General features: G+C 36.9%; 26 protein-coding genes. 13 read left to right on the top strand and 13 right to left on the bottom strand.

Features of this window, described 5'->3' with window-relative positions; all coding sequences use genetic code 11:
• Positions 1-179 precede the first annotated feature (179 nt).
• Positions 180-428 (top strand): hypothetical protein, encoded by a 249-nt coding sequence (locus KPC_RS05200; RefSeq protein ID WP_121973355.1) that lies wholly within the window; start codon positions 180-182, stop codon positions 426-428.
• Between the two features lie 120 nt (positions 429-548).
• Here KPC_RS05200 and metK read toward each other — a convergent pair whose 3' ends face one another.
• The gene (gene metK / locus KPC_RS05195; RefSeq protein WP_121973354.1) at positions 549-1,715 is read right to left on the bottom strand and encodes a methionine adenosyltransferase; all 1,167 of its coding nucleotides are present in this window, start codon (positions 1,713-1,715) and stop codon (positions 549-551) included.
• Positions 1,716-2,486: 771 nt separating this feature from the next.
• On the opposite strand from metK, the gene tkt reads away from it, so the two are divergent.
• Positions 2,487-4,475 (top strand): transketolase, encoded by a 1,989-nt coding sequence (tkt, locus tag KPC_RS05190; protein ID WP_121973353.1) that lies wholly within the window; start codon positions 2,487-2,489, stop codon positions 4,473-4,475.
• Between the two features lie 164 nt (positions 4,476-4,639).
• Positions 4,640-4,855, top strand: a complete 216-nt coding sequence (locus KPC_RS05185; RefSeq protein ID WP_121973352.1) for a hypothetical protein — start codon at positions 4,640-4,642, stop codon at positions 4,853-4,855.
• A 58-nt stretch (positions 4,856-4,913) separates the two neighbouring features.
• Here KPC_RS05185 and KPC_RS05180 read toward each other — a convergent pair whose 3' ends face one another.
• Positions 4,914-5,321, bottom strand: coding sequence for an OsmC family protein (locus KPC_RS05180; RefSeq protein WP_121973351.1), 408 nt, complete (start codon positions 5,319-5,321; stop codon positions 4,914-4,916).
• 285 nt (positions 5,322-5,606) lie between these two features.
• On the opposite strand from KPC_RS05180, the gene KPC_RS05175 reads away from it, so the two are divergent.
• Complete coding sequence (locus KPC_RS05175) at positions 5,607-6,191, top strand: YceI family protein (RefSeq protein ID WP_121973350.1); 585 nt, start codon at positions 5,607-5,609, stop codon at positions 6,189-6,191.
• Between the two features lie 178 nt (positions 6,192-6,369).
• Here the strand turns inward: KPC_RS05175 and KPC_RS05170 are convergent, their stop codons facing one another.
• Positions 6,370-6,861, bottom strand: coding sequence for a DUF2938 family protein (locus KPC_RS05170; RefSeq protein ID WP_456049168.1), 492 nt, complete (start codon positions 6,859-6,861; stop codon positions 6,370-6,372).
• A gap of 76 nt (positions 6,862-6,937) precedes the next feature.
• Here KPC_RS05170 and KPC_RS05165 point away from each other — a divergent pair, with 76 nt between their 5' ends.
• On the top strand, positions 6,938-7,315 hold the full coding sequence (locus KPC_RS05165; RefSeq protein ID WP_121973348.1) for a MerR family transcriptional regulator: 378 nt from the start codon (positions 6,938-6,940) through the stop codon (positions 7,313-7,315).
• 144 nt (positions 7,316-7,459) lie between these two features.
• Here KPC_RS05165 and KPC_RS05160 read toward each other — a convergent pair whose 3' ends face one another.
• Both KPC_RS05160 and KPC_RS05155 read right to left on the bottom strand, forming a co-directional pair.
• Complete coding sequence (locus KPC_RS05160) at positions 7,460-8,188, bottom strand: glutamine amidotransferase (RefSeq protein ID WP_121973347.1); 729 nt, start codon at positions 8,186-8,188, stop codon at positions 7,460-7,462.
• A gap of 167 nt (positions 8,189-8,355) precedes the next feature.
• A complete protein-coding gene (locus KPC_RS05155) occupies positions 8,356-8,916 on the bottom strand; it encodes a TetR/AcrR family transcriptional regulator (RefSeq protein WP_121973346.1) in 561 nt (186 codons plus the stop codon).
• 89 nt (positions 8,917-9,005) lie between these two features.
• Between KPC_RS05155 and KPC_RS05150 the strand changes: the two genes are divergently transcribed.
• The gene (locus KPC_RS05150) at positions 9,006-9,755 is read left to right on the top strand and encodes an SDR family oxidoreductase (RefSeq protein ID WP_121973345.1); all 750 of its coding nucleotides are present in this window, start codon (positions 9,006-9,008) and stop codon (positions 9,753-9,755) included.
• 48 nt (positions 9,756-9,803) lie between these two features.
• Positions 9,804-10,391 carry a 2-hydroxychromene-2-carboxylate isomerase gene (locus KPC_RS05145; protein WP_121973344.1) on the top strand — a complete coding sequence of 196 codons (588 nt, stop codon included), beginning with the start codon at positions 9,804-9,806 and terminating at the stop codon, positions 10,389-10,391.
• Positions 10,392-10,464: 73 nt separating this feature from the next.
• Here KPC_RS05145 and exaC read toward each other — a convergent pair whose 3' ends face one another.
• Positions 10,465-11,976, bottom strand: a complete 1,512-nt coding sequence (exaC, locus tag KPC_RS05140) for an acetaldehyde dehydrogenase ExaC (RefSeq protein ID WP_121973343.1) — start codon at positions 11,974-11,976, stop codon at positions 10,465-10,467.
• A 334-nt stretch (positions 11,977-12,310) separates the two neighbouring features.
• Between exaC and KPC_RS05135 the strand changes: the two genes are divergently transcribed.
• Positions 12,311-13,492, top strand: a complete 1,182-nt coding sequence (locus KPC_RS05135) for a sigma-54-dependent transcriptional regulator family protein (protein WP_121973342.1) — start codon at positions 12,311-12,313, stop codon at positions 13,490-13,492.
• 30 nt (positions 13,493-13,522) lie between these two features.
• Here the strand turns inward: KPC_RS05135 and KPC_RS05130 are convergent, their stop codons facing one another.
• The 3 genes from KPC_RS05130 to mdh all read right to left on the bottom strand — a co-directional run bounded on the left by KPC_RS05130 (position 13,523) and on the right by mdh (position 16,691).
• Positions 13,523-14,482 carry an alpha/beta hydrolase gene (locus KPC_RS05130; RefSeq protein ID WP_121973341.1) on the bottom strand — a complete coding sequence of 320 codons (960 nt, stop codon included), beginning with the start codon at positions 14,480-14,482 and terminating at the stop codon, positions 13,523-13,525.
• A 68-nt stretch (positions 14,483-14,550) separates the two neighbouring features.
• Positions 14,551-15,384: an SDR family NAD(P)-dependent oxidoreductase gene (locus tag KPC_RS05125; protein ID WP_121973340.1), complete on the bottom strand. Its 834-nt coding sequence runs from the start codon at positions 15,382-15,384 to the stop codon at positions 14,551-14,553.
• 134 nt (positions 15,385-15,518) lie between these two features.
• Positions 15,519-16,691 (bottom strand): iron-dependent methanol dehydrogenase, encoded by a 1,173-nt coding sequence (gene mdh / locus KPC_RS05120; protein WP_121973339.1) that lies wholly within the window; start codon positions 16,689-16,691, stop codon positions 15,519-15,521.
• A 233-nt stretch (positions 16,692-16,924) separates the two neighbouring features.
• Here mdh and KPC_RS05115 point away from each other — a divergent pair, with 233 nt between their 5' ends.
• Positions 16,925-18,640: an AAA family ATPase gene (locus KPC_RS05115; protein ID WP_121973338.1), complete on the top strand. Its 1,716-nt coding sequence runs from the start codon at positions 16,925-16,927 to the stop codon at positions 18,638-18,640.
• Between the two features lie 55 nt (positions 18,641-18,695).
• Complete coding sequence (locus KPC_RS05110; protein WP_121973337.1) at positions 18,696-19,064, top strand: 5-carboxymethyl-2-hydroxymuconate Delta-isomerase; 369 nt, start codon at positions 18,696-18,698, stop codon at positions 19,062-19,064.
• Between the two features lie 62 nt (positions 19,065-19,126).
• Here KPC_RS05110 and thiM read toward each other — a convergent pair whose 3' ends face one another.
• The 3 genes from thiM to KPC_RS05095 all read right to left on the bottom strand — a co-directional run bounded on the left by thiM (position 19,127) and on the right by KPC_RS05095 (position 21,720).
• Entirely contained in the window at positions 19,127-19,984 is an 858-nt protein-coding gene (gene thiM / locus KPC_RS05105; protein ID WP_121973336.1) for a hydroxyethylthiazole kinase, read from the bottom strand.
• An 8-nt stretch (positions 19,985-19,992) separates the two neighbouring features.
• Positions 19,993-21,153, bottom strand: a complete 1,161-nt coding sequence (locus tag KPC_RS05100) for a hypothetical protein (protein WP_121973335.1) — start codon at positions 21,151-21,153, stop codon at positions 19,993-19,995.
• A 129-nt stretch (positions 21,154-21,282) separates the two neighbouring features.
• Positions 21,283-21,720 carry a hypothetical protein gene (locus tag KPC_RS05095; protein ID WP_121973334.1) on the bottom strand — a complete coding sequence of 146 codons (438 nt, stop codon included), beginning with the start codon at positions 21,718-21,720 and terminating at the stop codon, positions 21,283-21,285.
• 200 nt (positions 21,721-21,920) lie between these two features.
• Between KPC_RS05095 and KPC_RS05090 the strand changes: the two genes are divergently transcribed.
• The 3 genes from KPC_RS05090 (at position 21,921) to pepN (ending at position 26,289) form a co-directional block, all read left to right on the top strand.
• Positions 21,921-22,958, top strand: coding sequence for an alpha/beta hydrolase (locus tag KPC_RS05090; protein ID WP_121973333.1), 1,038 nt, complete (start codon positions 21,921-21,923; stop codon positions 22,956-22,958).
• A gap of 61 nt (positions 22,959-23,019) precedes the next feature.
• Positions 23,020-23,484, top strand: a complete 465-nt coding sequence (locus KPC_RS05085; protein WP_121973332.1) for an SRPBCC domain-containing protein — start codon at positions 23,020-23,022, stop codon at positions 23,482-23,484.
• A 198-nt stretch (positions 23,485-23,682) separates the two neighbouring features.
• A complete protein-coding gene (pepN, locus tag KPC_RS05080) occupies positions 23,683-26,289 on the top strand; it encodes an aminopeptidase N (RefSeq protein ID WP_121973331.1) in 2,607 nt (868 codons plus the stop codon).
• Between the two features lie 345 nt (positions 26,290-26,634).
• Here the strand turns inward: pepN and KPC_RS05075 are convergent, their stop codons facing one another.
• Entirely contained in the window at positions 26,635-26,835 is a 201-nt protein-coding gene (locus KPC_RS05075) for a hypothetical protein (RefSeq protein WP_121973330.1), read from the bottom strand.
• Positions 26,836-26,895: the final 60 nt, after the last annotated feature.

The raw sequence follows: 26,895 nt of genomic DNA, 5'->3' as shown, positions 1-26,895 counted from the left end.
GTTTTAATGAATATGCAGTAAATATAAGATCATGATTTTAAAATAATTGGTTTATATTGACATATTTTTCACAATTTGTGAGAAGTATAACGATTGTGTTCTGGTTTGTTGTTGCATATGATTTAAAAAAACAGCTAAAAGATGTTTAAAATTAATAAATATAAAAAGGAGGGTTGATGATGATGTTACGTTATCATTGTGCTTGCTGTAATCACGCACTCTCAAGCGCGGATAAGGAATGTCCAAATTGTGGTTCGCACCATATCAGAAGTCCGATTAGTTTGTGGATCTTTTGTTTAAGTGCATGTTTGGTCGTTGTTATTACTGTAAGTTTAGTACGGGCGTATATTAAAAATCATGAAGATACGCCACAACAACGAACAATTCTGGATGTCTTGAATCAGGATAAACCACCATCAGGTTCCTAATGCGTATTTTTCTGGAGAAGCGTACGAGATATTTTTGTTCTGATCTCGTTTGTAAGTATTGTTTATCATGATTGTATATAAAAAAGCCCGCGATATACGCGGGCTTTTTTATATACAGAATTAAAGATTTGCTGCTGCTTTTAAGATATCAACTTTATCGGTTTTTTCCCATGTAAATGCATGATCAGAACCTTGACGTCCAAAGTGGCCATAAGCTGCAGTTTGTTTGTACATCGGTTGCAGTAAATCCAGCATACGGGTAATGCCATATGGGCGAAGGTCAAAGTGTTCACGTACAAGTTGAACGATCAACTCATCCGATACTTTGCCAGTGTTAAATGTATTGATTGAAATAGAGGTTGGTTCTGCAACACCAATAGCATATGACACCTGAATCTCACATTTGTCAGCAAGACCCGCCGCAACGATATTTTTGGCAACATAACGACCCGCATATGCTGCTGAACGGTCAACTTTAGAAGGATCTTTGCCTGAGAATGCACCACCACCGTGGCGTGCCATACCGCCATATGTATCAACGATAATTTTACGACCAGTTAAACCACAATCACCGACAGGTCCACCAATAACAAACATTCCTGTTGGATTAATATGGAATTTTGTTGCTGCATGGAACATTTCTGCAGGAATGACAGGCTTGATAATTTCTTCGATTACCGCTTCTTTTAAAGCCGACTGTGTAATTTCTGGATCGTGTTGTGTAGAAAGTACTACGGCATCAAGACGAACTGGTTTACCATTTTCATATGCAAAAGTAACTTGGCTTTTTGCATCCGGGCGTAACCAGGGAAGGGCACCTGAGCGACGAAGTTCAGCCTGACGTTCCATTAAACGATGTGCATATGAGATAGGAGCTGGCATAAGAACATCAGTTTCACGGCTTGCGTAACCAAACATTAAGCCTTGGTCACCTGCCCCTTGATCTTCAGGATTTTGGCGATCAACACCTTGTGCAATCTCTGGAGACTGTTTGCCTAACATGTTAATTACTGCACATGTTGAACCATCAAAACCCAGGTCTGTGTGATGGTAACCAATGCCATTTACAGTTTGGCGAACAATAGGTTCGATATCGACATTGGCAGTTGTTGTGATTTCACCTGCAAGTACTACAGCACCAGTTTTTACTAATGTTTCACAAGCAACCCGAGCATATGGGTCTTCTTTTAAGATTGCATCCAGGATAGCATCACTGATTTGGTCAGCCATTTTATCGGGATGACCTTCGCTTACAGATTCCGAAGTAAAAACAGCGTACTCGCGCATGAAAGTCCTATTACAGTTATTCAAAAGACGCATTATGTTACATCGACTTGACCTTAAGGACTAGCACAACCTGATTAAAGTGGGTGAAATTAATTCAATTTGTCGTTTTTTTAATTGATATGCTCATCAGAAAATATGATTTAGGTTATGAAGGATGATTTTTTGTTAGTTAATAATCATAGAGATGAGCATGATAAGTGATCATATTAATATGGTTAAGTGATTTTAGCCAAGTTTATGATCAGGATTTTAAAAACATGAATTATTTTCATTTTATTGTATAAATCATAAATAACATTTTAAATTCAGTTTAATGCTACAGTGGTAGTGATGTTGGCCTCGAATAAAAATTATTGAAAATAATTAACAATCTATAAAGAGAGGCGCTGATATATTATTTATCCCGTCAAAATCTTGCATCTTTGACATATGCATGTTCTGGTTTTTGCTAATGAAATTTTAGATTATGTATAATTTTCCTGACATCAACTTATTATATGTTGTCTATGTTATTGAATATTTTGAACTTGACCTCATATTTGATCCAATTGAAAGAAGGTCTATGGATGCTTAAGGCTTTAGAATCTGGCATTGAGATATGATCATGCTCATTTTAGACAGAATTGTTTGTTTTTTGTTCTATCAAGAGCATGGACAATAAATATGAGTTTATAGGCTTTACGCTTTAAGCATTTTTTAAGACAATATACAGCAGTTTTGAATTTATATTCATCTTCTTTCTCTACTTAACCAATTATTGGACTCTGATTTATGACAACCCCGCTTAATGAACGTCGTTTTGCCAACGCAATTCGTGTATTAGCAATGGATGCTGTGCAAAAAGCAAACTCTGGACATCCAGGTGCTCCAATGGGGATGGCAGATATCGCTGATGTCGTATGGCGTGAATTTTTAAATCATAACCCTCAAAATCCAAACTGGATTAACCGTGACCGTTTTGTTCTTTCAAATGGTCATGGTTCAATGTTGCAATATGCATTGTTACATTTGACTGGTTATGATCTTTCAATCGAAGATATTAAACAATTCCGTCAACTTCATTCAAAAACACCGGGACACCCAGAATATGGTTATGCACCAGGCATTGAAACGACAACTGGTCCATTAGGTCAAGGTATTGCAAATGCCGTTGGTTTTGCGTTAGCAGAAAAAACATTGGCAGCTCAGTTCAATAAAGAAGATGTTAAGGTTGTTGATCACTATACTTATTGTTTCCTTGGTGATGGTTGCTTAATGGAAGGTGTTTCTCATGAAGCATGTTCATTGGCGGGAACTTTAGGATTAGGCAAGCTGGTTGCCTATTATGATGACAACGGTATTTCAATTGATGGTGAAGTAGAAGGCTGGTTCTCTGACGATACAGAACAACGTTTCAAAGCATACGGTTGGCAAGTTCTTCATGTAGATGGTCACGATAGTGATGCGATTCGTAAAGCGACAGTAGAAGCAAAAGCTGAAACTAGCAAACCGACATTGATTATTTGTAAAACTGTAATTGGTTTAGGTTCGCCAAACAAACAAGGTAAAGAGGACTGCCACGGTGCTCCACTTGGTAATGATGAAATTGCATTAACCCGTGAAGCATTAGGCTGGAAAGAAGAGCCTTTTGTTATCCCTGAAGATGTATATGCTGCCTGGAACGCAAAAGAAAAAGGTGCAACTGTAGAAGCGGCTTGGGACAAGATCTTTGCTGATTATCAAACGAAATATCCAGCTGAAGCTCAGGAGTTATTACGTCGCGTTGGTGGAGTATTACCAGAAGGTTTCTCTGAAAAAGCAGATGCATTTATTGCCGAAACCAATGCCAAAGCAGAAACAATAGCAACTCGTAAAGCAAGTCAAAATACATTGCAAGCTTTTGGTCCTTTGCTTCCTGAACTATTAGGTGGATCTGCCGACTTGGCAGGTTCAAACCTTACACTTTGGAAAGGTGCTAAAGGCGTTGAAACTGATGCTGCTGGTAACTATGTCCACTACGGTGTGCGTGAGTTTGGTATGACAGCAATTGCTAATGGTGTAGCGCTTCATGGTGGTTTTATCCCTTATGTAGCAACATTCCTTATGTTTATGGAATATGCACGCAATGCTGTTCGTATGTCAGCATTAATGAAACAACGTGTTATCCATGTCTACACTCATGATTCAATCGGTTTGGGTGAAGATGGTCCAACGCATCAACCAGTTGAGCAAATTGCTTCGCTTCGTAGCACACCAAATCTGAATACCTGGCGTCCTGCAGACACTGTAGAAACAGTGATTGCGTGGAAATCAGCTGTTGAACGTCAAGATGGCCCAACTGCATTGATCTTCTCGCGTCAAAACCTGCCATTCCAGACACGTACTCAAGCTCAAATTGAGAATGCTGCAAAAGGTGGTTATGTATTGGCTGAAGAAAAAGGTGAGTTAAAAGCAATTATTATTGCGACTGGTTCAGAAGTTTCACTTGCAATGGAAGCATACGCACAATTAGATGGTGTACGTGTTGTTTCTATGCCAAGTGCTGAGGTATTTATGCAGCAAGATGCAGCTTATCGTGAAGCTGTACTTCCTGCTAATATTCGTGCACGTGTTGCAGTGGAAGCAGCCCATGTTGATTATTGGTGGAAATTTGTAGGCCTGGATGGTCGTGTTATTGGCATGACAAGTTATGGTGAATCAGCTCCTGCAAAAGACCTTTATCAATATTTTGGTATTACTACTGAAGCTGTTATAAATGTTGTAAAAGAATTAACAGCATAATTGATTGAAATAAAAAAACGCTCCGAACGGGGCGTTTTTTATTTTTGAAATTGTTTGCAAATTAACCAAATTTTACTGGCAGTTTTTAGCAAAAGGTATATAGTTGTGCCATTCATTCAGCATTCTTGAAATATGGTGATACATATACCATAAGTGAGGAAAATATGAGCCTTTATGATCAAATTAGCGATGAAATTATCCTAATGGATTCAGGTGAACAGAAATGGATTGGGCAGGATTTGCCATTAGAGTCAATGATGGCAGTCGAGTTAATGCTACAGGATTTACAGGAAGATAAAGTCATCAAGATCCGCCGTAAAAATCATGAAAAGCATACTGGTCAAAAGCAAGTTGATCGGGTTTTAGTTGAAAAGCTATAACTTATTTAAGTTGAAAAGCCAGATAAGATTTAAATACCTTATCTGGCTTTTTTTATTCTTAGAGCAATAATTCAGTTTGAATCGTAATATTGGAGGTTAATAATTTGTGAACAGGGCAGCTTTCAGCAACTTTTAATAAACGTTTATGTTGTTCCTCGTTAAAATTACCCTGCAGAATAATCTTACGAACAATATCATTTTTTCCTGTCTCAGGCTCTCCATCTGGGTTTAGCTGTAAATCTACTTGTACGTGGTCTAACTGGATTCCTTTATGATCAGCATACATTTGTAAAGTGACTGTAGTACACGCTCCTAATGCTGACAATAAAATTTGCATAGGATTTGGGGCACTATCTTGTCCCCCTTTATCTATAGGTTCATCTACATACCATGTATGCCCAGATGGATCAGTTAGTGTTACACGGTATGGGGTTTTAGTACTTTGAGCTTGTGCACTATGGATCATGATTTTTCTACATTTTGAAAATTTAATAATTAATTTAAAAGCTTTCTGTGAATTTTCAACTGTTAGTTTTTGTATAAAATTCTTAACAATGTATAACTATAGACGATGTAGTTATAATTTCATTCTATATATTTTCTTTTAAAATAATGCACTTAGAATATTTATTTAAAATTATTTTACTACGCAGAGGATTGTTCTGATTTTGAAACAGATCGTTTTATTGATAAGCGTGAAATGTTTTATTTGAAGTGTAAACTAATAAACATTCATGAACGGGATAAAAATATGAACTTTAAAACTTTAACTTTAGGTCTGGCTGTTGCTACAGCTGCGACATTCAGTTTTGCTAAACCAGTTGCTTATACAATTGATCCAACTCATACAGCAACAGTATTTAGCTGGAATCATTTTGGTTTTTCTACTCCATCAGGTAATTTTTCAAATATCACGGGCACAATTAACGTTGACAATGACAAGCCTGCAAACTCATCTGTTGACGTTACTATTCCTTTAAGTAGTGTGAATACTAATGTTCCTGCTCTTGATAAAGAATTCCAGGAAGAAGCTTGGTTTAATGCTGGAAAATATCCGAATATTACTTTTAAAAGTACCAAAGTAGAAACGAAGGATAAAAAGAATTTTAAAATTACAGGTAATTTAACTGTCAAAGGTGTAACTAAACCAGTAGTTTTAGATGCAGTATTGAACAAGCAAGGTGCTCATCCAATGACTAAAGCACAGTCTATTGGTTTTAATGCAACGACATCATTTAATCGTTCTGAGTTTGGTATTGGTAATTATGTTCCAAATGTTGGAGATAAGATCACTGTAAATATCACTACAGAAGCTTCTGTTGCAGCAGCAAAATAATAATAATAAATATAGACCTATATCGTGATTTAATTGTGATATAGGTCTTTTTATCGCCTTTAACTTTTGAAAAAAGATAAACTATAGATTGTATTTTTACCTAAAAACCACTTCAAATCTGGGATTGTATAAAAGACCTTTGAGTACAGGTGTTATATAAATTAGATAAAATTCTTTTTTAAAAGCATTGAAAATAAATGCTTACTGATTTGTAGCATAAAAATAATCCAATACCAAAGAAAGTGTGGGTAATGATGCTATTTTTTATACTTGTTAATGGATTCGGCATTTTCGATGCAAAGAATCCAAAGCCTAATGCTGGTTGCATGATGATAAATGGTACTAATGTTGTANATAGTGAAAAAAATAAAACACTTAAAAAGAGGCTTTTAAAGGAATAAATACTATTTAAAATCAAATATAAATATGCCCATAGAATTCCTATTAAATAGTGAACAAGCCATCCGCTTATATATTCAAACTTCTTTGATGGACTTTGTAGAATATTTTCATGAATAAATCGCCCATCTTTCCAGGATAAAAACCATCGACCAACCAATGCATAGTTGAGCATTGGAGTTTTGAAATATTTCTTCCTTATGAAAGCAATGACATCCATAAAAAAAGTAGCGAGTGTACCAATAATAATACTTTGGATAATTAACAACATATCAATACTTGCCATGCAGTTCAGTTCATTAGAGTATATTCTTCAACTTTAAGTTAACTTTAAGTCAAGAAAAGTTATGCAAGAAATAGATATCGGTGATTTGTCAAAGAAAGTTGGAGTATCAACAGCTACAATTAGATTTTATGAATCAAAAGGTTTTATTAGATCTATTGGTCGAAAAGGATTGAGGAGACAATATCCTGAACATACGATACAGATTATGTTTTTGATTATATTGTTGAAAAATAATGGCTTATCTTTGAATGAAATTGGTAAGATTTTCATTCTCGATTGTAAGANCAATGTAGATAGAAATCTTGTTGATGAGGCGATGGGAAACATAACAAACAAAATTAGTGAATTAAATAGTCTTTTGAATATTTTAAAACATGTAAAGTCATGTCCTTATGAAGAGCATTTATCGTGTCCGGATTTTATAAAAATGTTAAATTAATTTGGATTTGAATGCTGGTGTTAAGATCACTGTATGTAAGTGTTATGGCAGATACTCTATTGTTGTCGCTAAATAATATTAAAAATAAGCAAAAAGCACCTTTGAGTCAGGTGCTTTTAAAGTTTCTGGATCTTAAAAAGAATTTTAGTTGGCATTGATTTGCTTTAAGAATATTTGAATAACTTCAGCACAGGACTGTTCTAAATGACTTGCATATTTACGATTATCTTCACGAAGTTGTTGAATTGAAAGATCTGCTTTACGTATCTCACATGTATGACCGATGAGCCATTTTTCTAAAGATTCTTCCAAAACTTCTATGTGGAATTGTAAAGCCAGGATATTGTTACCTAGTTGAAATGCCTGATGAGGGTAGTATTTTGAACTTGCTAGCAATTCAGCATTTTCTGGCAATTCAAAAGTATCTCCATGCCAGTGTAGTACTTCGACATTTTTTAGTGGCAGTAAAATATTATTAGGCAAGTCTTTGATTTCTATTTGTGACCAGCCAATTTCTTTATATTGTCCTGCGTAGACTTTTGCACCAAGTGCATAGGCAATCAATTGAGCACCTAAACATATACCTAAAGTGGGAAGCTGCTTTGACAGACGGGTTTTTAACAGGGCAATTTCTTGGTCTAAAAAAGGATAATCTTGATTTTCATAGACACCGATAGGACCACCTAAAATAACTGTTAGACCATCATGTTCCAGTGCCTGTGTTAAATCTTCAACACCAGCTTCAAAATATCGAACTCTATATCCAAGCTGGTAGAAAATATCTTCAAGTGAACCTAAATCCTCAAAGGCAAGGTGTTGTATTACATATATGGTTTTCGGAAAATTTGAAGTTGAAGTGGGATTTTGGCTCATACAGTAAATCCATATATGTCATTGTTGATCATTCACATTAGCTAAAAAAAGTTTATATTTCTATAATAATTTTTTATGTGAAGAAAATGGAGGATATATAACGTTATTTTGAATATAAATAGATCAAACTACAGGCGTTTTATATTCCTACGAGAAGTTGTATAAAACTAATAACTTAAATAATTTTTTATCATGTTTTTGCTAGATTCTATAATTATGAGCTTGATATTTTCGTCAAGCACACTGCGCGCCATAAGTATTGCGCCAACAAGTTGACACATCACTGCCCAAGCTTGTTTCTCACTTCCCAGATATTTTACAAAGATTTGATGTCCCCGTAACAATTCTGCTTGGTAATGCTGTTTAATCTCTTCATCTGAGCGGGCAACTTCTGTAGCTAGAGCAGGGAGAAGACAACCATATTCAGATTTTTCAACATGTGACAGGCTGAGGTAACGCTCAAGTTCAAAGTCAATCCATTGTTCAGGATCATCAAAGGGGTTGGTTTGCCACATTTGAATACTTTGTTCTAATTCGTTATGTATCAGTGCCTTAAATAACTCATGCTTTGATGAAAAATGTGAATAAAATGCACCACTGGTGACACCAGCAGCCTTCATAAAGTCATCAATGCCTGTATTTTGGAAGCCAGCTTTTTTAGCAACCTGACCAGTTATTTTAAGCAGTTGATTCCGCTTTTCCTCTTTATAGCCTATTTTATAACGCATTGTAAAAATCACATGACGAAATTTGACGGTTAAAAAATAATAACATAGTATCTCATAAAATAACGATCGTTATGTAAAGGAAGCATAACATGCACAATAAACAGACTAATGAAGAATCAAAAAAAGTTGCACTAATTATTGGAGCAGGAGATGCAACAGGTGGTGCAATCGCAAAAAGGTTTGCGAAAGGTGGTTATATCACCTGTGTTACACGTCGAAATATTGAAAAACTCGACGCATTGATAAGTGAAATCAAAACATCTGGAGGTATAGCCTATGCTTATGGTTCTGATGCACGCAGGGAAGAACAGGTTGTTGCCCTGATTGAAGAAATCGAACAGAACATTGGTGCGATAGACGTATTGGTTTTTAATATTGGCGCTAATGTTCCATGCAGCATTTTAGAAGAAACTGCACGGAAGTATTTTAAAATATGGGAAATGGCATGTTTTAGCGCATTTCTGGTTGGTCGTGAAGTAGCCCGAAAAATGGTGAAACGCCAAAGAGGAACAATCATATTTACGGGTGCTACAGCGGGTCTTCGTGGATCAGCTTATTTTGCCGCATTTGCAGGAGCAAAACATGCACTACGTGCTCTTGCTCAAAGTATGGCGCGGGAACTTGGTCCTCAAAATATTCACGTTGCACATGTGGTAATTGATGGTGCAATCGATACAGATTTTATTGAAAGTACATTTCCTGAAATATATGCCAGGAAGGCTCAGGATGGTATTTTGAGTCCTGATCATATTGCTGAAAATTACTGGCATATTGCCCAGCAACCAAGAGATGCGTGGACGCATGAACTGGATCTAAGACCATGGATAGAAAAATGGTAATGACTATAAATCGTAAAATATATTAATTTGCAATGTATGAGAGAAAAAATGAAAAAAATAGAGTTTTATTTTGATTTGGGTAGTCCTTATAGCTATATCGGATTTCACCGTATACAGGATATAGCGAAGCAATATCAAACTGCAATCATATGGAAACCAATATTGTTAGGTGGTGTGTTTAAAGCGACAGGGAATAGTAGTCCTTTAACTGTCCCTGCTAAAGCCCGTTATTCTATGATTGATTTGAAACGCTGGTCAGAACTATGGAATATTCCTGTAAAAATGAACCCATATTTTCCGATTAATACTTTAAATCTTATGCGTCTAACGACAGCTATTCAGTTGTATCAACCAGAAAACTTTTTAAATGTCGTGACTGGGTTATTTACAGCAATGTTTTGTCAACCCGAAAATTTAAATGATCCTGAAGTATTCGAGCAAGTATTGCAAAAAATGGGTCTGGACACTGACCAAATTCAGGGCTGGCTTGGTGATGAACGGGTGAAAGAAAAACTTAAATTAGCAACTGAACAGGCAGTCGAAAGAGGAGTTTTTGGTGTACCCACATGTTTTGTTAATGATGAAATGTATTGGGGGATAGATCATTTTCATTTTGTTGAAACAGCACTGAAATGATTTTATTAGACTTTAAAAAAAAGAGTAGAAGCGAAAGCAGTTACGCTTCTACTCATAAACTGATTGGTTTAAATTAGAAGAAGCCCATAGCTTTTGTTGAATAGCTTACAAGCAGGTTCTTTGTTTGTTGGTAATGATCAAGCATCATTTTATGGTTTTCACGACCGATACCTGATTTTTTGTAACCTCCAAATGCCGCATGTGCAGGATAGATATGGTAACAGTTTGTCCATACACGACCTGCTTCAATTGCACGGCCTGCACGATACGCCGTATGTGTAGAACGAGACCATACGCCAGCACCTAAACCATACATGGTGTCATTTGCGATTTTGATCGCATCATCATAATCTTTAAATGTTGTTACGGATAATACAGGGCCGAAAATTTCCTCTTGGAAAATTTTCATGTTGTTATTACCTTTAAAGATGGTTGGTTCAATATAGAAACCTTCACCAACTTCTTTACGGTCTCCACCACCAATGAGTACTTCAGCACCTTCGGCACGACCAGTTGCAATGCATCCCAAAATCTTGTCTTGCTGTTCTTGAGAAGCCTGTGCACCAATCATGGTGTCGGTATCCAGAGGATGTCCTGTTTTAATACGTTTAACGCGTTCAACTGCTTTTTCTAGGAATTTTTCAGCGATACTTTCCTGAATCAATGCGCGTGATGGACAAGTACAAACTTCACCCTGATTGAGGGCAAACATGGCAAAGCCTTCTAGTGCCTTGTCAAGGAATTCATCGTCTTTATCCATGATATCTTCAAAGAAGATATTTGGAGACTTACCGCCTAGTTCAAGTGTTACAGGAATAATATTTTCTGTTGCATATTGCATGATCAACTGACCTACCTGAGTTGAACCAGTAAAGGCAATTTTTGCAATACGAGGGTTGGTTGCAAGTGGACGACCTACTTCAACACCATAACCGTTGACAATATTTAATACACCTGGTGGCAGTAAATCTTGAATAAGTTCAACGAGAACTAAAATACTTGAAGGTGTTTGCTCAGCCGGTTTTAACACAATACAGTTACCAGCAGCTAGAGCTGGTGCTAGTTTCCATGCAGCCATAAGGATAGGGAAGTTCCACGGAATAATTTGCCCGACCACACCTAGGGGTTCATGGAAATGATATGCAATCGTGTCTTCATCTATTTCAGAAATACCACCTTCCTGAGCACGGATACATCCAGCGAAATAACGGAAATGATCTATGGTTAGTGGAATGTCTGCTGCAAGAGTTTCACGGATTGGCTTACCATTTTCCCATGTTTCTGCTACAGCCAATAACTCCAGGTTTTCTTCCAGACGATCAGCGATTTTCAACAATAAATTAGAACGAGTTGTAGGAGAAGACTTGTTCCATGAGGTTTTTGCCTTATGTGCGGCATCAAGTGCAAGTTCGATATCTTCAACACTTGAACGCGGTACTTTGGTAAATACTTTTCCGTCAACAGGAGAAATATTGTCAAAATATTGCCCTTTTACAGGTGGCGTCCATTTGCCATCAATAAAGTTTTCATATTGAGCTTTGAATTGTACTTTTGAACCAGGTTGGTTAGGATCTACATATCTCATGAAAATTTCCCTTTAGTTATTTTCTCATTTAGAACATGCATGATACTGATCTACACGGAAATGATAGAATCAGCCATGATCTTGCATATTCCCTGAGCTTATTTATCTCAAGGTTGGAGAAAGGTTGGAAGATAAAATTGATTCAAAAGGCTATGATTTAATATTTGGGATTGTATTTTAAGGTTTTTTGAAAAAACTGTGATGTAACTCAATGTTTTTAATCATGCATTACAGCTTTAGTATAAGAGTATTTAAAGAATTTTTTGGTTAGGATGTAGTCAATGCAAGGATGTATTGGATGGATCATATTGGTAAATAAAAAGGATTATAGATTATGTTCAGCAAGCAAGCACTGTTACAAAAGCGGATACAAATAGATCAGTTACGTGAAAATAATAGCCCGTCCATGAGGCAGAAACATTTGCTCAAGCAAAGCATAGAAAGTTCCTGGTATCGATCAAATTCTGCAGCTATTCCCAAAGATCGTTCTGCAGCACCCTTATATACACTTCATAATGAAAAGCAAAGCTCTTTAAAAGTTGCTATCAATCAGTGTGCAGAAGAGCTTAAAGATATTGCTGAGCAGGCTGGCATGGTAGTTGCTGTAGGTGATATCGCGAGTACGATCATCTGGAGTGCTGCAAGTGGACAAATGCAGAGTGCTGCTGAAAAGGTTAATTTTATTCAGGGTGGTCAATGGCGTGAGGATCTGGTTGGAACCAATGCATTGGCACTTTCATTAAAAACTGAACAGTCGAGCTGTGTTTTCTCAAACGAACATTATATGGAATCCATTCAAGACTGGGTGTGTTATGCAGCACCTATTCTGGATCCTTATTCAAAGCAGATATTAGGTGTGATCGATCTTTCAACAACATGGAACCATCATAATAGTTTGGGATTACTTGCTGCAGAGCGCTGTGCGTCAATTATTCAATCAGCGTTAATTGAATATCATCAACAGCATTTATTTATTCGGGCATTTGCAGTTCCACAAGTTTTGTTTAATGGCAAAGTTTTGGTGTTGACCCCGAGACAGGTTGAAATTTTGTCAATATTGGCGCTTTGTCCACAAGGGATGAATCTGGAAAATTTACATCAGGCATTGTATGGTGAACGTAAAGTCAGTATAGGAACATTAAAAGCAGAAATGTCTCAGCTTCGTGACATTTTGGGAGGGATGTTGGGATCCCGCCCATATCGCTTACTGGCAAATGTGGAAGCCGATTTTTTACAGGCGGAGCAGGCTTTAGATGCTGGATGTACCGAGGCAGCTTTGAAGCTTTGTAAAGGTGTGTTTTTAACAAAAACTGAAAGCCCGTTTCTATGCGCATGGCGTGACTTTTTGGAATCACGTTTGAGTGAAGCAATTTTTAAAGCGAATGAAACGGATATCTTATTTAAGCACTTGGCATATTTTCCAGATGCAATAGATGCTGTTGAGCGTCTGATTGAGCTCACACCAATAGGACATCCTGCACAGCAAATGCTCATGAAATATAAGGATGAGCATTAATGGCAACAGGTAAATAATCAATAAAAATAATTACAGATTATTTTGTTTAAGCCATTCAAATAAATTTTGATAAACAGTCTGACGTGTTTCTAAAGAGGATAAAACCAGGTCATGTAATCCATTTCCAATTGTCATTACAGTAACATTACCTTTAATTTTATTTGCATATTTTTCAATATCTTTAATATTTAATATGATATCACTGCTTTGAGCATCTTTCCCCCATCTTTTAGGATATTTAGTTTGGTGGGAATGCATGATGAGAGCGGGAATGCTAAGCTTGACACCTTGATGGATTTCTTTTTGTGCTTCAAAAATGGCATGTACGAAACTTAAATATACTAAAGGGTAGCGGACTTTTTTCCAGTCCAGATTAAAATCCCATTCACCATAAAATTCTTTATGTAAGCTTTTGGTATACCATTTATTCAGTTCGCTTGGAAAACGTAAATTAGGGAATATTTTTCCTAAACGACTCAGTTTGGGTAAAGCCATTTTTTTCTTGATGATGTTCATATTGAAGTCATAGAAAGGGCTATTGCACCATAAGGCTTTTATGAGTGGGTGATTGGGGTGATGAGCAGCATAGAGTGTTGTGGTTAAACCACCTGTAGAGTGTCCACAGAGTAAAACCGAATCATGGTTCTCCTGACCGATGATATCGAGTGCTTGCGTGATTTCGGCATCATATTCACTGAGTTCATGCACGTTATAATATTTTTGATGAGGCAAAATTGAACGTCCGTATTTGCGTAAATCGAGTGCATAAAAGTCAAATCCATGCTGATTAAACTGATCCGCCATTTCAGTCTGAAAAAAATAATCGATAAATCCATGGATATATAAGACTGCCTTATTTGTTTTTATTTGAGCTTTTTTTCTGATCAATGTAGCAATCACTTTTCCTTCAAAATCGTCAGGAAAAGGGAGTATTGTCTGTTCAAAATCGTTTCCAAGAATGTCTGGTTGATAATTAATATGATGATGCATGGTTAATCTCAATATAAATAGTTTATTAAAAAGCTTAATGTTTCATCTATATATTTAAAGTCTATTTTTTAATGGAGATACTTTTCAATCAGTGTAATGGAGTCCTGATACAAGGATTTAGCCAGATGCTGATTGCGCGCTTTGGGAGATTGAATCGCAGGTGTTTGCACACTCTCGTACTGACCATTCTTGTGAGTCCATTGACTGGCAAGCGCCATTTCTACGATGCGTTTGGCGGGTCTTTCAGGTGGAATAAGAGCTAGGCTAACGACCTTGTATTGATATCTGGGAAGATGTCGATATAGTTCAGAATCAACTACCCCTGGGTGTAGGGCATTACTGGTGACAGAACTTCCTTGTAACTGGCGGGTAAGTTCATTGCTGAATAGTAAATTGGCAAGTTTACTATTGGCATAGTATAAGAAAGTTTGAAAATGTTTGATATTTTCTGCCTTAAAATATTGTGGCTGAACTCTCCCTGCAAGATGGGCGATTGAAGATAAATGGATAATCCGTCCTTGCTGTGATTGTTTTAATAATGGCAATAGTTTTAGTGTCCACAGGAAGTGCCCCAGATAATTCACTCCAAAATGTTTTTCATAGCCATCTTCAGTTGCCTCTAAATGAGTATTGATTAGACCTGCGTTATTGATGAGTACATCAATGTACGTGTATTGAGCCAGAACCTGTTCGGCTGCATGGTTGACTGCGTCCAGACTATTCAGGTCAAGCTGTATGATATCAATTTGGCCAGTACCAATTTGATCAAGTATCTGTTTGACGGATTGTGCTTTTTCCAGATTTCGGCAAGCCAGAATTACATGATGACCTTGCTCAACTAATATTTTTGCAGTGCTAAAACCAATGCCTGCATTTGCCCCTGTGATGATGATCTTTTTCATTATATTTATCCTCAGTAGATTTGATGTTTATAAACGATTTTCAAATGCGATAAAGATAAAATCTGTAAATAAAAATATAAAAAGGAATCACTGATGTGATTCCTTTTTTAATATGACCGATCAGGATTGAGCGATTACATGGCTGCTTCAAAAATAGCAATGACTTGAGCATCTGTTGCTTTACGAGGATTGGTCAGCATACATGCATCTTTTTGAGCATTTGATGTCATGACTGCATGATCTTCTGCTTTGACACCAAGTTCGGCCAAACCAGCAGGAATACCAATAGCTGCTGATAATTCGCGGATTGCAGCAATGGCTTCATATGCCGCTTCAGTTACAGTTAAACCATCGGTATTTACTCCCATCAATTCTGCAATTTTTGCAAAACGGTCAGGGCAGGCAATCAGGTTAAATTCGCAGACATGTGGTAATAAGATCGCATTACATACACCGTGAGGAAGATTATAGAAGCCTCCTAGCTGGTGAGCCATCGCATGGACATAGCCGAGTGAAGCATTGTTAAATGCCATACCAGCAAGATATTGTGCATACGCCATCGCGTCACGTGCTTCGATATTTTCGCCATTTGCAACAGCAGGACGAAGCCACTGGCTAATCATATTAATTGCTTTTTCGGCACAGGCATCAGTAATCGGATTTGCTGCTGTTGATACATAAGCTTCTACAGCATGGGTTAAAGCATCCATACCAGTTGCTGCTGTTAGACTTGCAGGTTTTGCAATCATTAGCTTAGGATCGTCAATTGCGACTAGTGGGGTACAACGCCAGTCTACAATTGCCATTTTAACATGTGTATCAGTATTGGTAATGATACAGAAACGGGTCATTTCTGATGCTGTTCCCGCAGTTGTATTGATTGCAATCAATGGAGTCATTGGAACGGCACTTTTATCAATACCTTCGTAGTCACGGATATGACCACCACCTGCAGTTACCAGTCCAATACCTTTTGCACAGTCGTGTGAAGAACCACCACCTAAAGAGACAATAAAGTCACAGCCATTGTCATTATATTCTTTAACACCATTGTGAACGTTAATATCTGTCGGGTTTGGTTCTGCACCAGGGAAGACATGGCTGTCAACACCAGCTTCTTTTAAATACCCGACAATGATGTCAGCTACCCCAAATTTAAATAAACCTGCATCAGTTACGATTAATGCTTTTTTTGCACCTAAATTTTGTGCCTTTGCACCTACCTCTTTGGCACAGCCGGGACCAAATAGAGATACGCAAGGGATATAGAAGCCGTTTGTTTGATCTGCAAGATTTTTAAAAGCCATGGTGCGATTCCTTCTACCATATTTGTTATTTAAAAGGTGGTTTTCACCTGTAAATCGAGTATCTAAATATCAGTAGTTCTTGGATACCTACGAAACACCTACCAAAACAAAGGATTTTTAAATTTATGATTTTAATATGTTTTTAAAATGGAATATTTTTATGATTTCACTTTTAGGTGAAAATCGTTAAGCTATGCTTGGTTTTTAGGATGATTGAATAAGCTTATTTAGATATGAAACAAGAGACTGCACTTAAATTAATGAAAGCTGGTGAAAATATTTTTTTGACAGGCTCGGCGGGTGCAGGAAAAACTTATACATTAAATCAATATATTAATTATTTAAAAGCACGGAAAGTCCCCGTTGCGATTACTGCTTCAACTGGTATCGCAGCAACACATATGAACGGAATGACCATTCATACATGGGCAGGAATAGGCATTAAAGATGCTTTATCTGATGACGAATTAAAACGCATGAAAGAGCGTAAATACCTAAAAGAACATCTGGAAAATGCGCAAGTTTTAATTATTGATGAGATATCAATGCTGCATGCCAGACAACTCAATCTGGTCAATCAGGTTTTAAAATATTTTAAAGAATCCGATGAAGCCTTTGGTGGTATACAAGTGATTGCCGCTGGAGATTTTTTTCAGTTACCACCCGTTGGAAAAAATGAAGAAAAAAACCGTGATAAGTTTTGTTTTATGTCGAATGCTTGGGTTGAAGCAAAATTTCGAGTTTGTTATTTGACTGAACAGCATCGTCAGGATGATTCAGCATTAAATGACATCCTTAATGCAATCCGCTCACAACGTATCACAAATGAGCATATTCAGACATTAAACGGGACACGTAATCAGGATATCGGTGATACTTATACACGTTTATATACACATAATATGGACGTCGACAGCATAAACTTTCAGCATTTAAATGCGATTGAAGGTACAGAACATCAGTTTAATGCAGTATGTGATGGTAATGAAAAACTGATTGAAACCTTAAAATCTTCAGTTCGGGCCCCAGAAGCATTAACCTTAAAAAAACATGCAAAAGTTATGTTTGTAAAAAATAACTTTGATGTTGGTTATATCAATGGCAGTTTGGGGGAAGTCATTGGATTTGAAGAAGATGATGAACATGGCATGCTGCCAAAAGTTAAATTAACGGATGGGACAGTGTTAGTAGTTGATCCCGAAACATGGTCTGTCGATAACGAATCTGGTAAAACGATTGCAAGTTTTCAACAAGTCCCTCTGCGACTTGCATGGGCAATTACCATTCATAAATCTCAAGGTATGACTCTAGAGGCAGCAGAGATTAATCTTTCCCATACTTTTGAAAAAGGGCAAGGTTATGTGGCCTTATCTCGATTGAAGTCATTAGATGGACTTAGGCTGCTCGGATTTAATGAACAGGCACTTGAGTTGGATAGTCTGGCAATAAAGGCTGACCGGCGGTTTCAGGAGTTATCCGCTGAGGCTGAAGAACACTTTGCTGAACAGGATCTCACTATTCAGCATAATGCGTTTATCCGACATTGTGGCGGTACGTTAAATGCTACTGAAATTGAGCGTAATGAAAAGAAACTTGCCCGCAGTGCTGGTAAACAAAATTATGCCTCGGCAACTTTAGACGAGACACGTGAGTTGTTTGAGGGAGGGTATGAGATTCAGGATATTGCGCAGGAGCGTGGCTTGACACCTGCTACGATTATTAATCACTTAGCCCGTTTACACCGTGAGCAAGGGCTTGATATCTCTGTTGCAAATCCGGGTGAAGAAGTGGTTGAACAGGTACGTAAAATTTATAAAAAACTGCAGAAACGTCAAAATCCTGATCATTTTGGCGATGATGGTTCAATAAAATTGCGTCCTATTGTAGAAGCTACTAGTCCACGTATGGGGTACGATCAAGTGAGACTGGCACTTTTGTTTATTGAATAATTGTCACTTTTTATAGTTATAAAATACAGAATCAAAATAGATGGAATGAATAGCGATGCCACAAATGATCGTTGAATATTCTGAAAATATTCAGAATCTGGATAAGAAACAGTTATTATCAGACTTAAATCATGCTGTATTTGATACTGGATTGATTGATCATCCGAAAAACATCAAGTCACGGGTTCGGATAAATCGTGACTTTTTGATTGGTTTTGGAGAGGATGATCAAGCATATATTCATGTACATTTATATGTACTTACAGGACGTAATGCTACTGAAAAGAAACTGCTCATTGATAAAACGGCTGGGGCTCTAGCTCGTTTTAGCTCTTATCAGGCTCATGGACTTGAAGTCCAGCTTTGTGTCGAACTTACTGAAATGCCTTTAGTTGATTATCGAAAAATCGTGGTGACAGGCTAAGTGCATAATAGTAATGAAAGAGTTAAAGTTTTAGTTCTGTCATTTTGAAATGTCGACAGATTTTATTGAATAATCTGAATATCGGCATATTCAGCAATCGTAGAGTCATTAATCTCATATAAATAATCGAGAAATGCTACATTAAAACTGCCTACCGACTGTGATTTTGCGAAAGCAAGCTTTCCAGCAATGGCAAAATGAACATGTGCTGCCACAGCTGCAATGACAGGTGTTGAAACGGCACTATATGCTGCAATAAGGGCACCTAATGCACAACCTGTGGCAGTAACTTTCGGTTGTAGATAGCTCCCACCATTGATTTGAATGACACCATTGATGGCATTTGACAAAATAAAGTCTGATTCACCAGAAATAGCAATACACTCGGTATGTTCCAGTAATGTAAGTGCCTGATGGTAGACCTCGTGGCTGCTCAGCGTGCTATCTACACCTTTGGCCTGAGCCTGATTCCCTGCAAGCGTACTGATTTCTGATGCATTACCACGAATAATCGTTGGTTTGAGTAATAGCAACTGATCAACCATTTCACTACGCCATTTTAGAAACACACCATAACCAACAGGATCGAGTACCCACGGTGTATTTTTTTCAGATACAGTCTGTGCTGAAATAAGCATAGCTTGCATTTGTTCTGTCGTTGGTGTGCCCACATTGATACTAAGTGCAGCAGCTATTGAAGCAAAGCTCTGTGCTTCAAATGGATTGTCAATCATTGCTGGTGAGGCACCACATGCAAGCAAGACATTCGCTGCATAATTGCTGGCGACACTATTGGTAATACACTGTATCAAGGGTTGTTTAGTCTGTAATTCTGTCCATGCTTCAATGACTTTTTCAAGAATGACATCAGTCTGGTCAAGTATGATGTCGATATCAGATAGATTTTCTGGATAATTCATATTTATCCCTATTTTGTAAAATAATGATCTTGGTGTTTACAATTGCGACAGACCAAGCTCACATAGTTTTCTGCATCATAATCTACGGTTAACTCACTAGAACCACAATTCATACAACGCTTGAGAGAATAAAAATTTAAACGTGGTTCAATTTTTTTCCACGAACGCCAAACGGGTTGAAAAAAGATACTCTCATCGTATCCTAAAAACTTATAAAAGAGTATTTCACTCATTTTACTCAAAGGAATGTTTGCAGGACGTGGAAGTGTAGATGTTTCCCATTTTTCAGAGATAGCCCGTTCCCGATATTGTTGTAACGTTTTCTTTAATATGTTGGTATTAATAAAATTTTCATTACGGATCTGAAGCGCTTTTTGTTGATATAAGTATTCAAGTGCTGTTTGGATGAGATAAAAAATCTGTCCAACCGCAAGTGAATCTAATAATCGGTAACAAAAAGTCTGAAAACCATGGTTTCCAGAGATTTGAATCCCCCAAGTACGACAATAATGTTGGGTAAACTGAACAATTTCCTGATAAAGCACCACGAACAGAGTATTTTTAACTTCTTCTGAGCTTTTAAAAGGGATACCTATGCTTAAATTTTCATAAAACCAGTGACGTAATTGCTGAGTAATACTAAATAGACTAGGTTCAGAATAGCCATCCAGACGGACATTGATATAAAACTGGCTTGCTTCGTCAGTAAACTCTTTTGAAACAAGTACGTTATCTTTGATCAATTGATTGATCAATTGGCTTTGAAAATAGTAATTAGGGGTAATAGGATAATATTTAATCGCTTCCCAATGAATGAACTCATCATAGGAAGAACCTTCTTGTACCTGATTATCTAAAATACTCAATAAAAACAGTTTATGTAAAAAGCTGAGTTGATCCAGGCCAAATTCATAAGATGATTCTTTTTTTTGATATTTTTTTTGTTCTTGTAAACGGGCTTCTTTCATCAATTTTTTTCGTTTACTAACGCAGGTTTCACAATGGCAATTGTGTTTATCATCTTGAAAAAGCTGATGATGACAATGACTACATTCGTAAAAATTTACTTCTTTTTCAAATTCTTCAGCTTCAATGAAATACATACTTGCCTGACATAAAGGGCAATGAGTACTTTCATCCAGTTGTTTATGTAGAATTTGTAGAAGCATGAAAATAAAATCAGTATCAAAACAAGAGTTGATTATACACACAATCAGGCTCTAGATGATGGGGAGAGTGAATGTGATGATTTATCAATGCCTTGAACTTGTGGTTTATCCGTTTTTAATAAAAGCAGTTTAAAGACAGGTTATGCCTTTTTCTAAAAGCTGTTGAGTCGTATTTTTGGGCAGATCAGATGAAGCATACAGTCTTGAAAAATCAGTTATTTTTCCTGTCTGAAAATGAGTATAACGCATAGAATAGAATTGAGCACCTTGATGTATGATTTCGTACTTTCCAGAAAGCTTCCCCTTATTTATTTCATGATAAAAGTCATGGAACTCAAGGGGACGACCTTCAGTAAGCTCAACAGATTCGTTGCCCATAAAACGAACCTGAATCGGTTTCATATAGGGAAAATACATTAAACGGGCATGGGTAGAATAATTGCTGTCTAAAAGAAGAATATTATTCGCTTGCGCCGTTTGAAAACAAAAATAGGTATTAGATTGCTTGCCGTATGTATATGACTGTAATAAAAAAGGAAGTATTAAACAGATAAATAGCCTAAGCATTTTACTCACCTTAATAGAGTATTTTTATAGATTTGATGACTCGAACAATCAAAAAAATATTGATGATTTGACTTATTTTGCGCTGCTTGTGTAAAAGTTGCCAATATCAATGCTGATAAAACAGAGTAGTGTGATTTTAGAAAAATATTCAACCTCAAATTTTGAAGATATTTTAGCTATCGAAAGCCAAAGGTTAGAAAATGAATTTTACAATCAAAATAAGCAAAATAATTTTTATCTTTATCTCTCTGATTGTTTTGCTGTGTTCAAATGCCTTATATGCCAAGGAAAATAAAATGACAAGTTATAAGGATCAACAAGCTTGGAAAGATATCCAGCAATATCTTCCAGAAAAATTCCAATTAAATGAAAATAATCAACCTGGTGAAGAATGGTGGGACTGGAAGGGAAACAATATTCATTTGGACACCTATCGTAATCCTCAAGCAAAGATAAAAGTCATTCTATTTCATGGGGTAGGTACAAATGGACGCCAGATGTCTCTTATTCTTGGGCATCCACTCGCTGAAAAAGGCTATGAAACCATTGCTGTAGATATGCCGACCTACGGGCTGACCCAGGTCAATCCAAAACAGACCATTAAGTATGATGACTGGGTACAGGCTGGAAGTGACCTTATCGATGCCGAACTTGCAAAAGATGATCGTCCGATTGTACTTTATGGCTTAAGCGCAGGAGGCATGTTGACTTATCATGTTGCAGCAAGAAACAGGAAAGTAAAGGCTATCGTCGGGATGACTTTTTTAGATACAGCGTCTAAACAGGTGAAAAATGCAGTATCTACGAGTCCATTTATGGCACAGGTTGGTGGTTTTTTTGCCAAGATTGGTTCACATACACCATTTAAGAACATGAATATTCCTATGAAAATGGTAAGCAAAATGGATACCTTGGTGAACAATCCAGAAGCTTTAAAAGTTTTTTTAAAAGACAAGACTTCAGCAGGAAATTCTGTAACAGTTGCTTTTTTAAATTCCTATTTGAATTATAAGCCACAAATACAGCCTGAGGATTTTAGTACTTGCCCTGTATTGCTGACTCAGCCTGAACATGATCGTTGGACACCATTGGCATTGAGTGAGCCATTTTTACATCGTATAAAACAGGTTCCAGTTGAAATAACCCTACTCAAAAATGCAGGTCATTATCCGTTGGAACAGCCAGGCCTGGATCAAATGGTGGATGAAATTGATCAGTTTTATCAGAAAGTGTTATAGAGTCATCGGACTTTAACTTTTATTTTTTATCATTGATATTTTCCAGATATTGAATACATAAATGATGTTGAATATTTCGACCGAAATAATGATTCATGCAAGTGCTGAGCGTGTCTGGAAAATATTAACTACCTTTGAAGAATATCCTGTATGGAATCCATTCTTTCAATCCATTCAAGGTGTTCTTCAAAAAGATCAAACCATAAAAATATTATTGTATAAGCCACATACCAAGAAAAAAGGAATGAGCTTTTCTCCTGTTGTACTTGTTTGTGATCACGCTCGAAAACTACGATGGAAAGGCAAATTACTTTTTAAAGGTATTTTCGATGGGGAACATTATTTCCAAATTGAATCAATCAATGCATACACAGTAAAATTTATACATGGTGAAATTTTTTCTGGGATTTTGATTCCTATAATGAAAAATAATCTGAGGTGGAATTTACAGTCAGGTTTTGATGAAATGAACAATGCTTTAAAGGCTCAAGCTGAAAGGGTTTCCGTAAAGCTAGAAAACGTTTAAAGAACAGATTGTATTTTTTATCAGCGATTAAGTTGAACATACCAGCAACATCTAGAAAAATAATTGAAAATAAGTACTGCTATCCCCATAACAAATTCTAAACGAACAGTTCAGACAGTTCGTAAAAGTTGACGTATGATTTATATGTCATCTTCACAAAAATAATTGTCTGGCTTAGACATAAAATTAGGACGTTATATGAATATCGCGGCAAATCCAGTTGTGGAAGCAGATCAAACTGTTTATTTAAAAGATTATCAAAAACCTTCATTTACAGTTGAATCCATTGATTTGGACATTTCTGTCTATGACGACCATACGCGAGTAACGTCAACACTCAAAATGCAAAGACAAACTGATGGGGAACTTATTTTACTCGGACGTGATTTGGAATTAAAGTCTATTTCTCTAAATGGTAAGAAACTAACAGAAAGTGAGTATGGTTTGGACGAAGAACAGCTCACAATTGCTCAGGCACCTGATCAGGTAACAATAACGACTGAAGTTATCATTCATCCTGAAACCAATACCATGCTTGAAGGCTTATATAAAGCTGGTGATTTGTATGTAACACAAAACGAACCTGAAGGTTTTCGTAAAATCACATTCTATCCTGACCGTCCAGATGTACTGTCAGTATTTACAACACGTGTGGAAGCAGACAAGAAGTATCCAGTATTGTTAGCCAATGGCAACTTGCTCGAAACAGGTGAGGCTGAAAATAACCGTCATTATGCGATCTGGCAAGACCCAACTAAAAAGCCAAGTTATCTTTTTGCCTGTGTAGTTGGTGATTTGGCTGTTTTAAAAGATCGTTATACGACTTCAGAAGGTCGTGATGTTGCCTTGGAAATCTATGCGATTGAGAAAGATATTCCTAAATGCCATATCGCCATGCAGGCTTTAAAACATTCTATGCAGTGGGATGAAGAGCATTATGGCCGCGCTTATGATCTGGACAATTACATGATTGTTGCTGTTAGTCAGTTCAATATGGGGGCGATGGAAAACAAGGGTTTAAATATCTTTAATACGTCATGTGTACTTGCAGATGAAGAATATACAACAGATGCAGCGATCATGCGTGTTCAATCCGTGATTGCCCATGAATATTTCCATAACTGGACAGGTAACCGTATTACCTGTCGTGACTGGTTCCAGCTTTGTTTAAAAGAAGGTTTAACCGTTTTTCGTGATCAATCATTCTCTGAAGATTTACAATCTTCAGCTGTACAGCGCATCGACGATGTTGCAGTGCTAAAAGCACACCAATTCCCGGAAGACTCGGGACCACTGTCACACCCACCACGTCCAGATCATTTTGTAGAAATTAATAATTTCTACACTGCAACTGTGTATGAAAAGGGTGCAGAAATTAACCGTATGATGTCGACTTTACTTGGAAAAGAAAAATTCCGTAAAGGAACGGATGAATACTTCCGCCGTCATGATGGGCAAGCGGTTACAGTAGAAGATTGGGTTGCTGCATTAACTGCAGGTTCTGGTGTCGATTTGTCTGCATTCTTAAAATGGTACAATCAACCTGGCACTCCAAAACTGGAAGCGAAAGGTGAGTATGATGCTTCTACACAAAGTTATCGTCTAAGCTTTAAACAAAGCCTAAAAGCACATTCCAAATATCCTGATCTAAAAGCTGTGCCAATTCCTGTTGCCTTGGCATTATTTAATGCAAAAACAGGAGAGCAATATACTCTTCAATCTGATGCCCTATTTGAAAATAACGTCAAAGATGGGGTGTATTTATTTGATCAGGATGAGGCAAGTATTACATTTACAGGAGTAACTGAAAAACCTGTTGTGTCATTGCTTCGCAATTTTTCTGCACCAGTCAATCTCGAGTTTAATTATTCAGATGAAGAATTGGCATTTTTATTACGTTATGAAACCAGTGGCTTTAACCAATGGCAAGCGACACAAACTTTATTAGAGCGTATTTTGCTTGATGGGCATGATGCGAATGTTTATATAGATGCAGTAAAACAAACCTTGCCTGATGTAATTGTAAAAGATCCGCTATTGGCATCCCGTTTATTTGATGTTCCTACAGAAGGGTATTTGGGTAGCCGTGTTGATGAAAATTATCAGCCTGCCGTGATTCATGAAGATAGAGAGTCACTGTTAGATACTTTGGCACGTGGGTTAGGTGATTTCTGCAAAGAAACCTATCTATCACTTGATCCTGATACTCAAAAAGACTTTTCACAAGCAATGGGTGTGCGTGCATTGAAAAACATCATGCTTGGTTTTATCGCACGTCAGGGCGATACAAGTGTGTTTGATCTGGCTTATAGCCAATACCAAACAACTGAAAACATGTCTGAACGTTTAGGCGCTCTTCGGGTGCTGGTCTGGAATGATGCACCTCAAGCTCAAGAAGTATTGCAGGATTTTTATAATCGTTTTAAAGATGAAGCACTATCTCTTGACCAGTGGTTTATGGTTCAGGCAGCGCATCCAAATGCGACTGAAACAACGATTAAGCACTTAATTTCACATACAGATTATGATTTAGGTACACCGAACAGAATTCGTGCTGTCAGTGGTGGCTTAAACGCAAACCCTGTCAATACATGGAGCTTCGGAGTTGATCATTTTCTGGATTTGGCTAAATTCCTGGATGAGAAAAACCCGATTGTAGGTTCACGTTTATTGCAAGTACTTACACGTTGGTACACTCTTGCAGAGCCTCAACGTAGTGAAGTAAAACAAAAACTTGAAGCACTTAAAGCACAGGTTAAATCAAAAAATGTCAGTGAAACATTGAATAGTATGCTGAGTGTATAACCAGACAAACAAACTAATATTACTGCCATTCTTCTTATTTTAGATGAGGAGAATAGCACTTTATAAAACAATAAAAGTGATCATATTCTAGGAAAAGATCAAAATTTATTGCCCAAAGGTTAATGATCAAAAATATTCAATATTGTTATATGGATTTCATTAGTAGAGGCAGGTTCAATTTGTCTCTCTTGTTGAATTTGAGCAGGCAAATCTGGGTACTGGATAAATCTCACAAGAGATTTTAAATCATCTAGAAATTCCCCTGACCACTACAATATGGGAAAGGGGGGAGATTTAATGTAAAAAGTAAATGAATCATAGATATTAGTCACTTAGCACAACGGATTATTCAGAATGGAGTTTCAACGTCTTAATTAAATGTTTGTAATTAGAGCGAGTTGCTTCGTCTATAACAGCATGAATTTCCTCTTTGGTCCAGTTTTGCCGTTCTGCGGCATGTGCGAATACACTTAAAAGAACCATATGATGTTCACCATTTCTGAAATAAACATTTTTAACTTTTTTAGGAGATGAAACAGGACTCATTCAACAACCTTTCGATAACTTATGAAAAAAAGTTTAAGCATTAATAATAAAGATTAGGTA

Source organism: Acinetobacter stercoris, assembly GCF_900323515.1.
GTDB classification, from domain to species: domain Bacteria; phylum Pseudomonadota; class Gammaproteobacteria; order Pseudomonadales; family Moraxellaceae; genus Acinetobacter; species Acinetobacter stercoris.
Note: the sequence above shows the minus strand (reverse complement) of the source record. Positions and strands in the feature narration are given on the sequence as shown.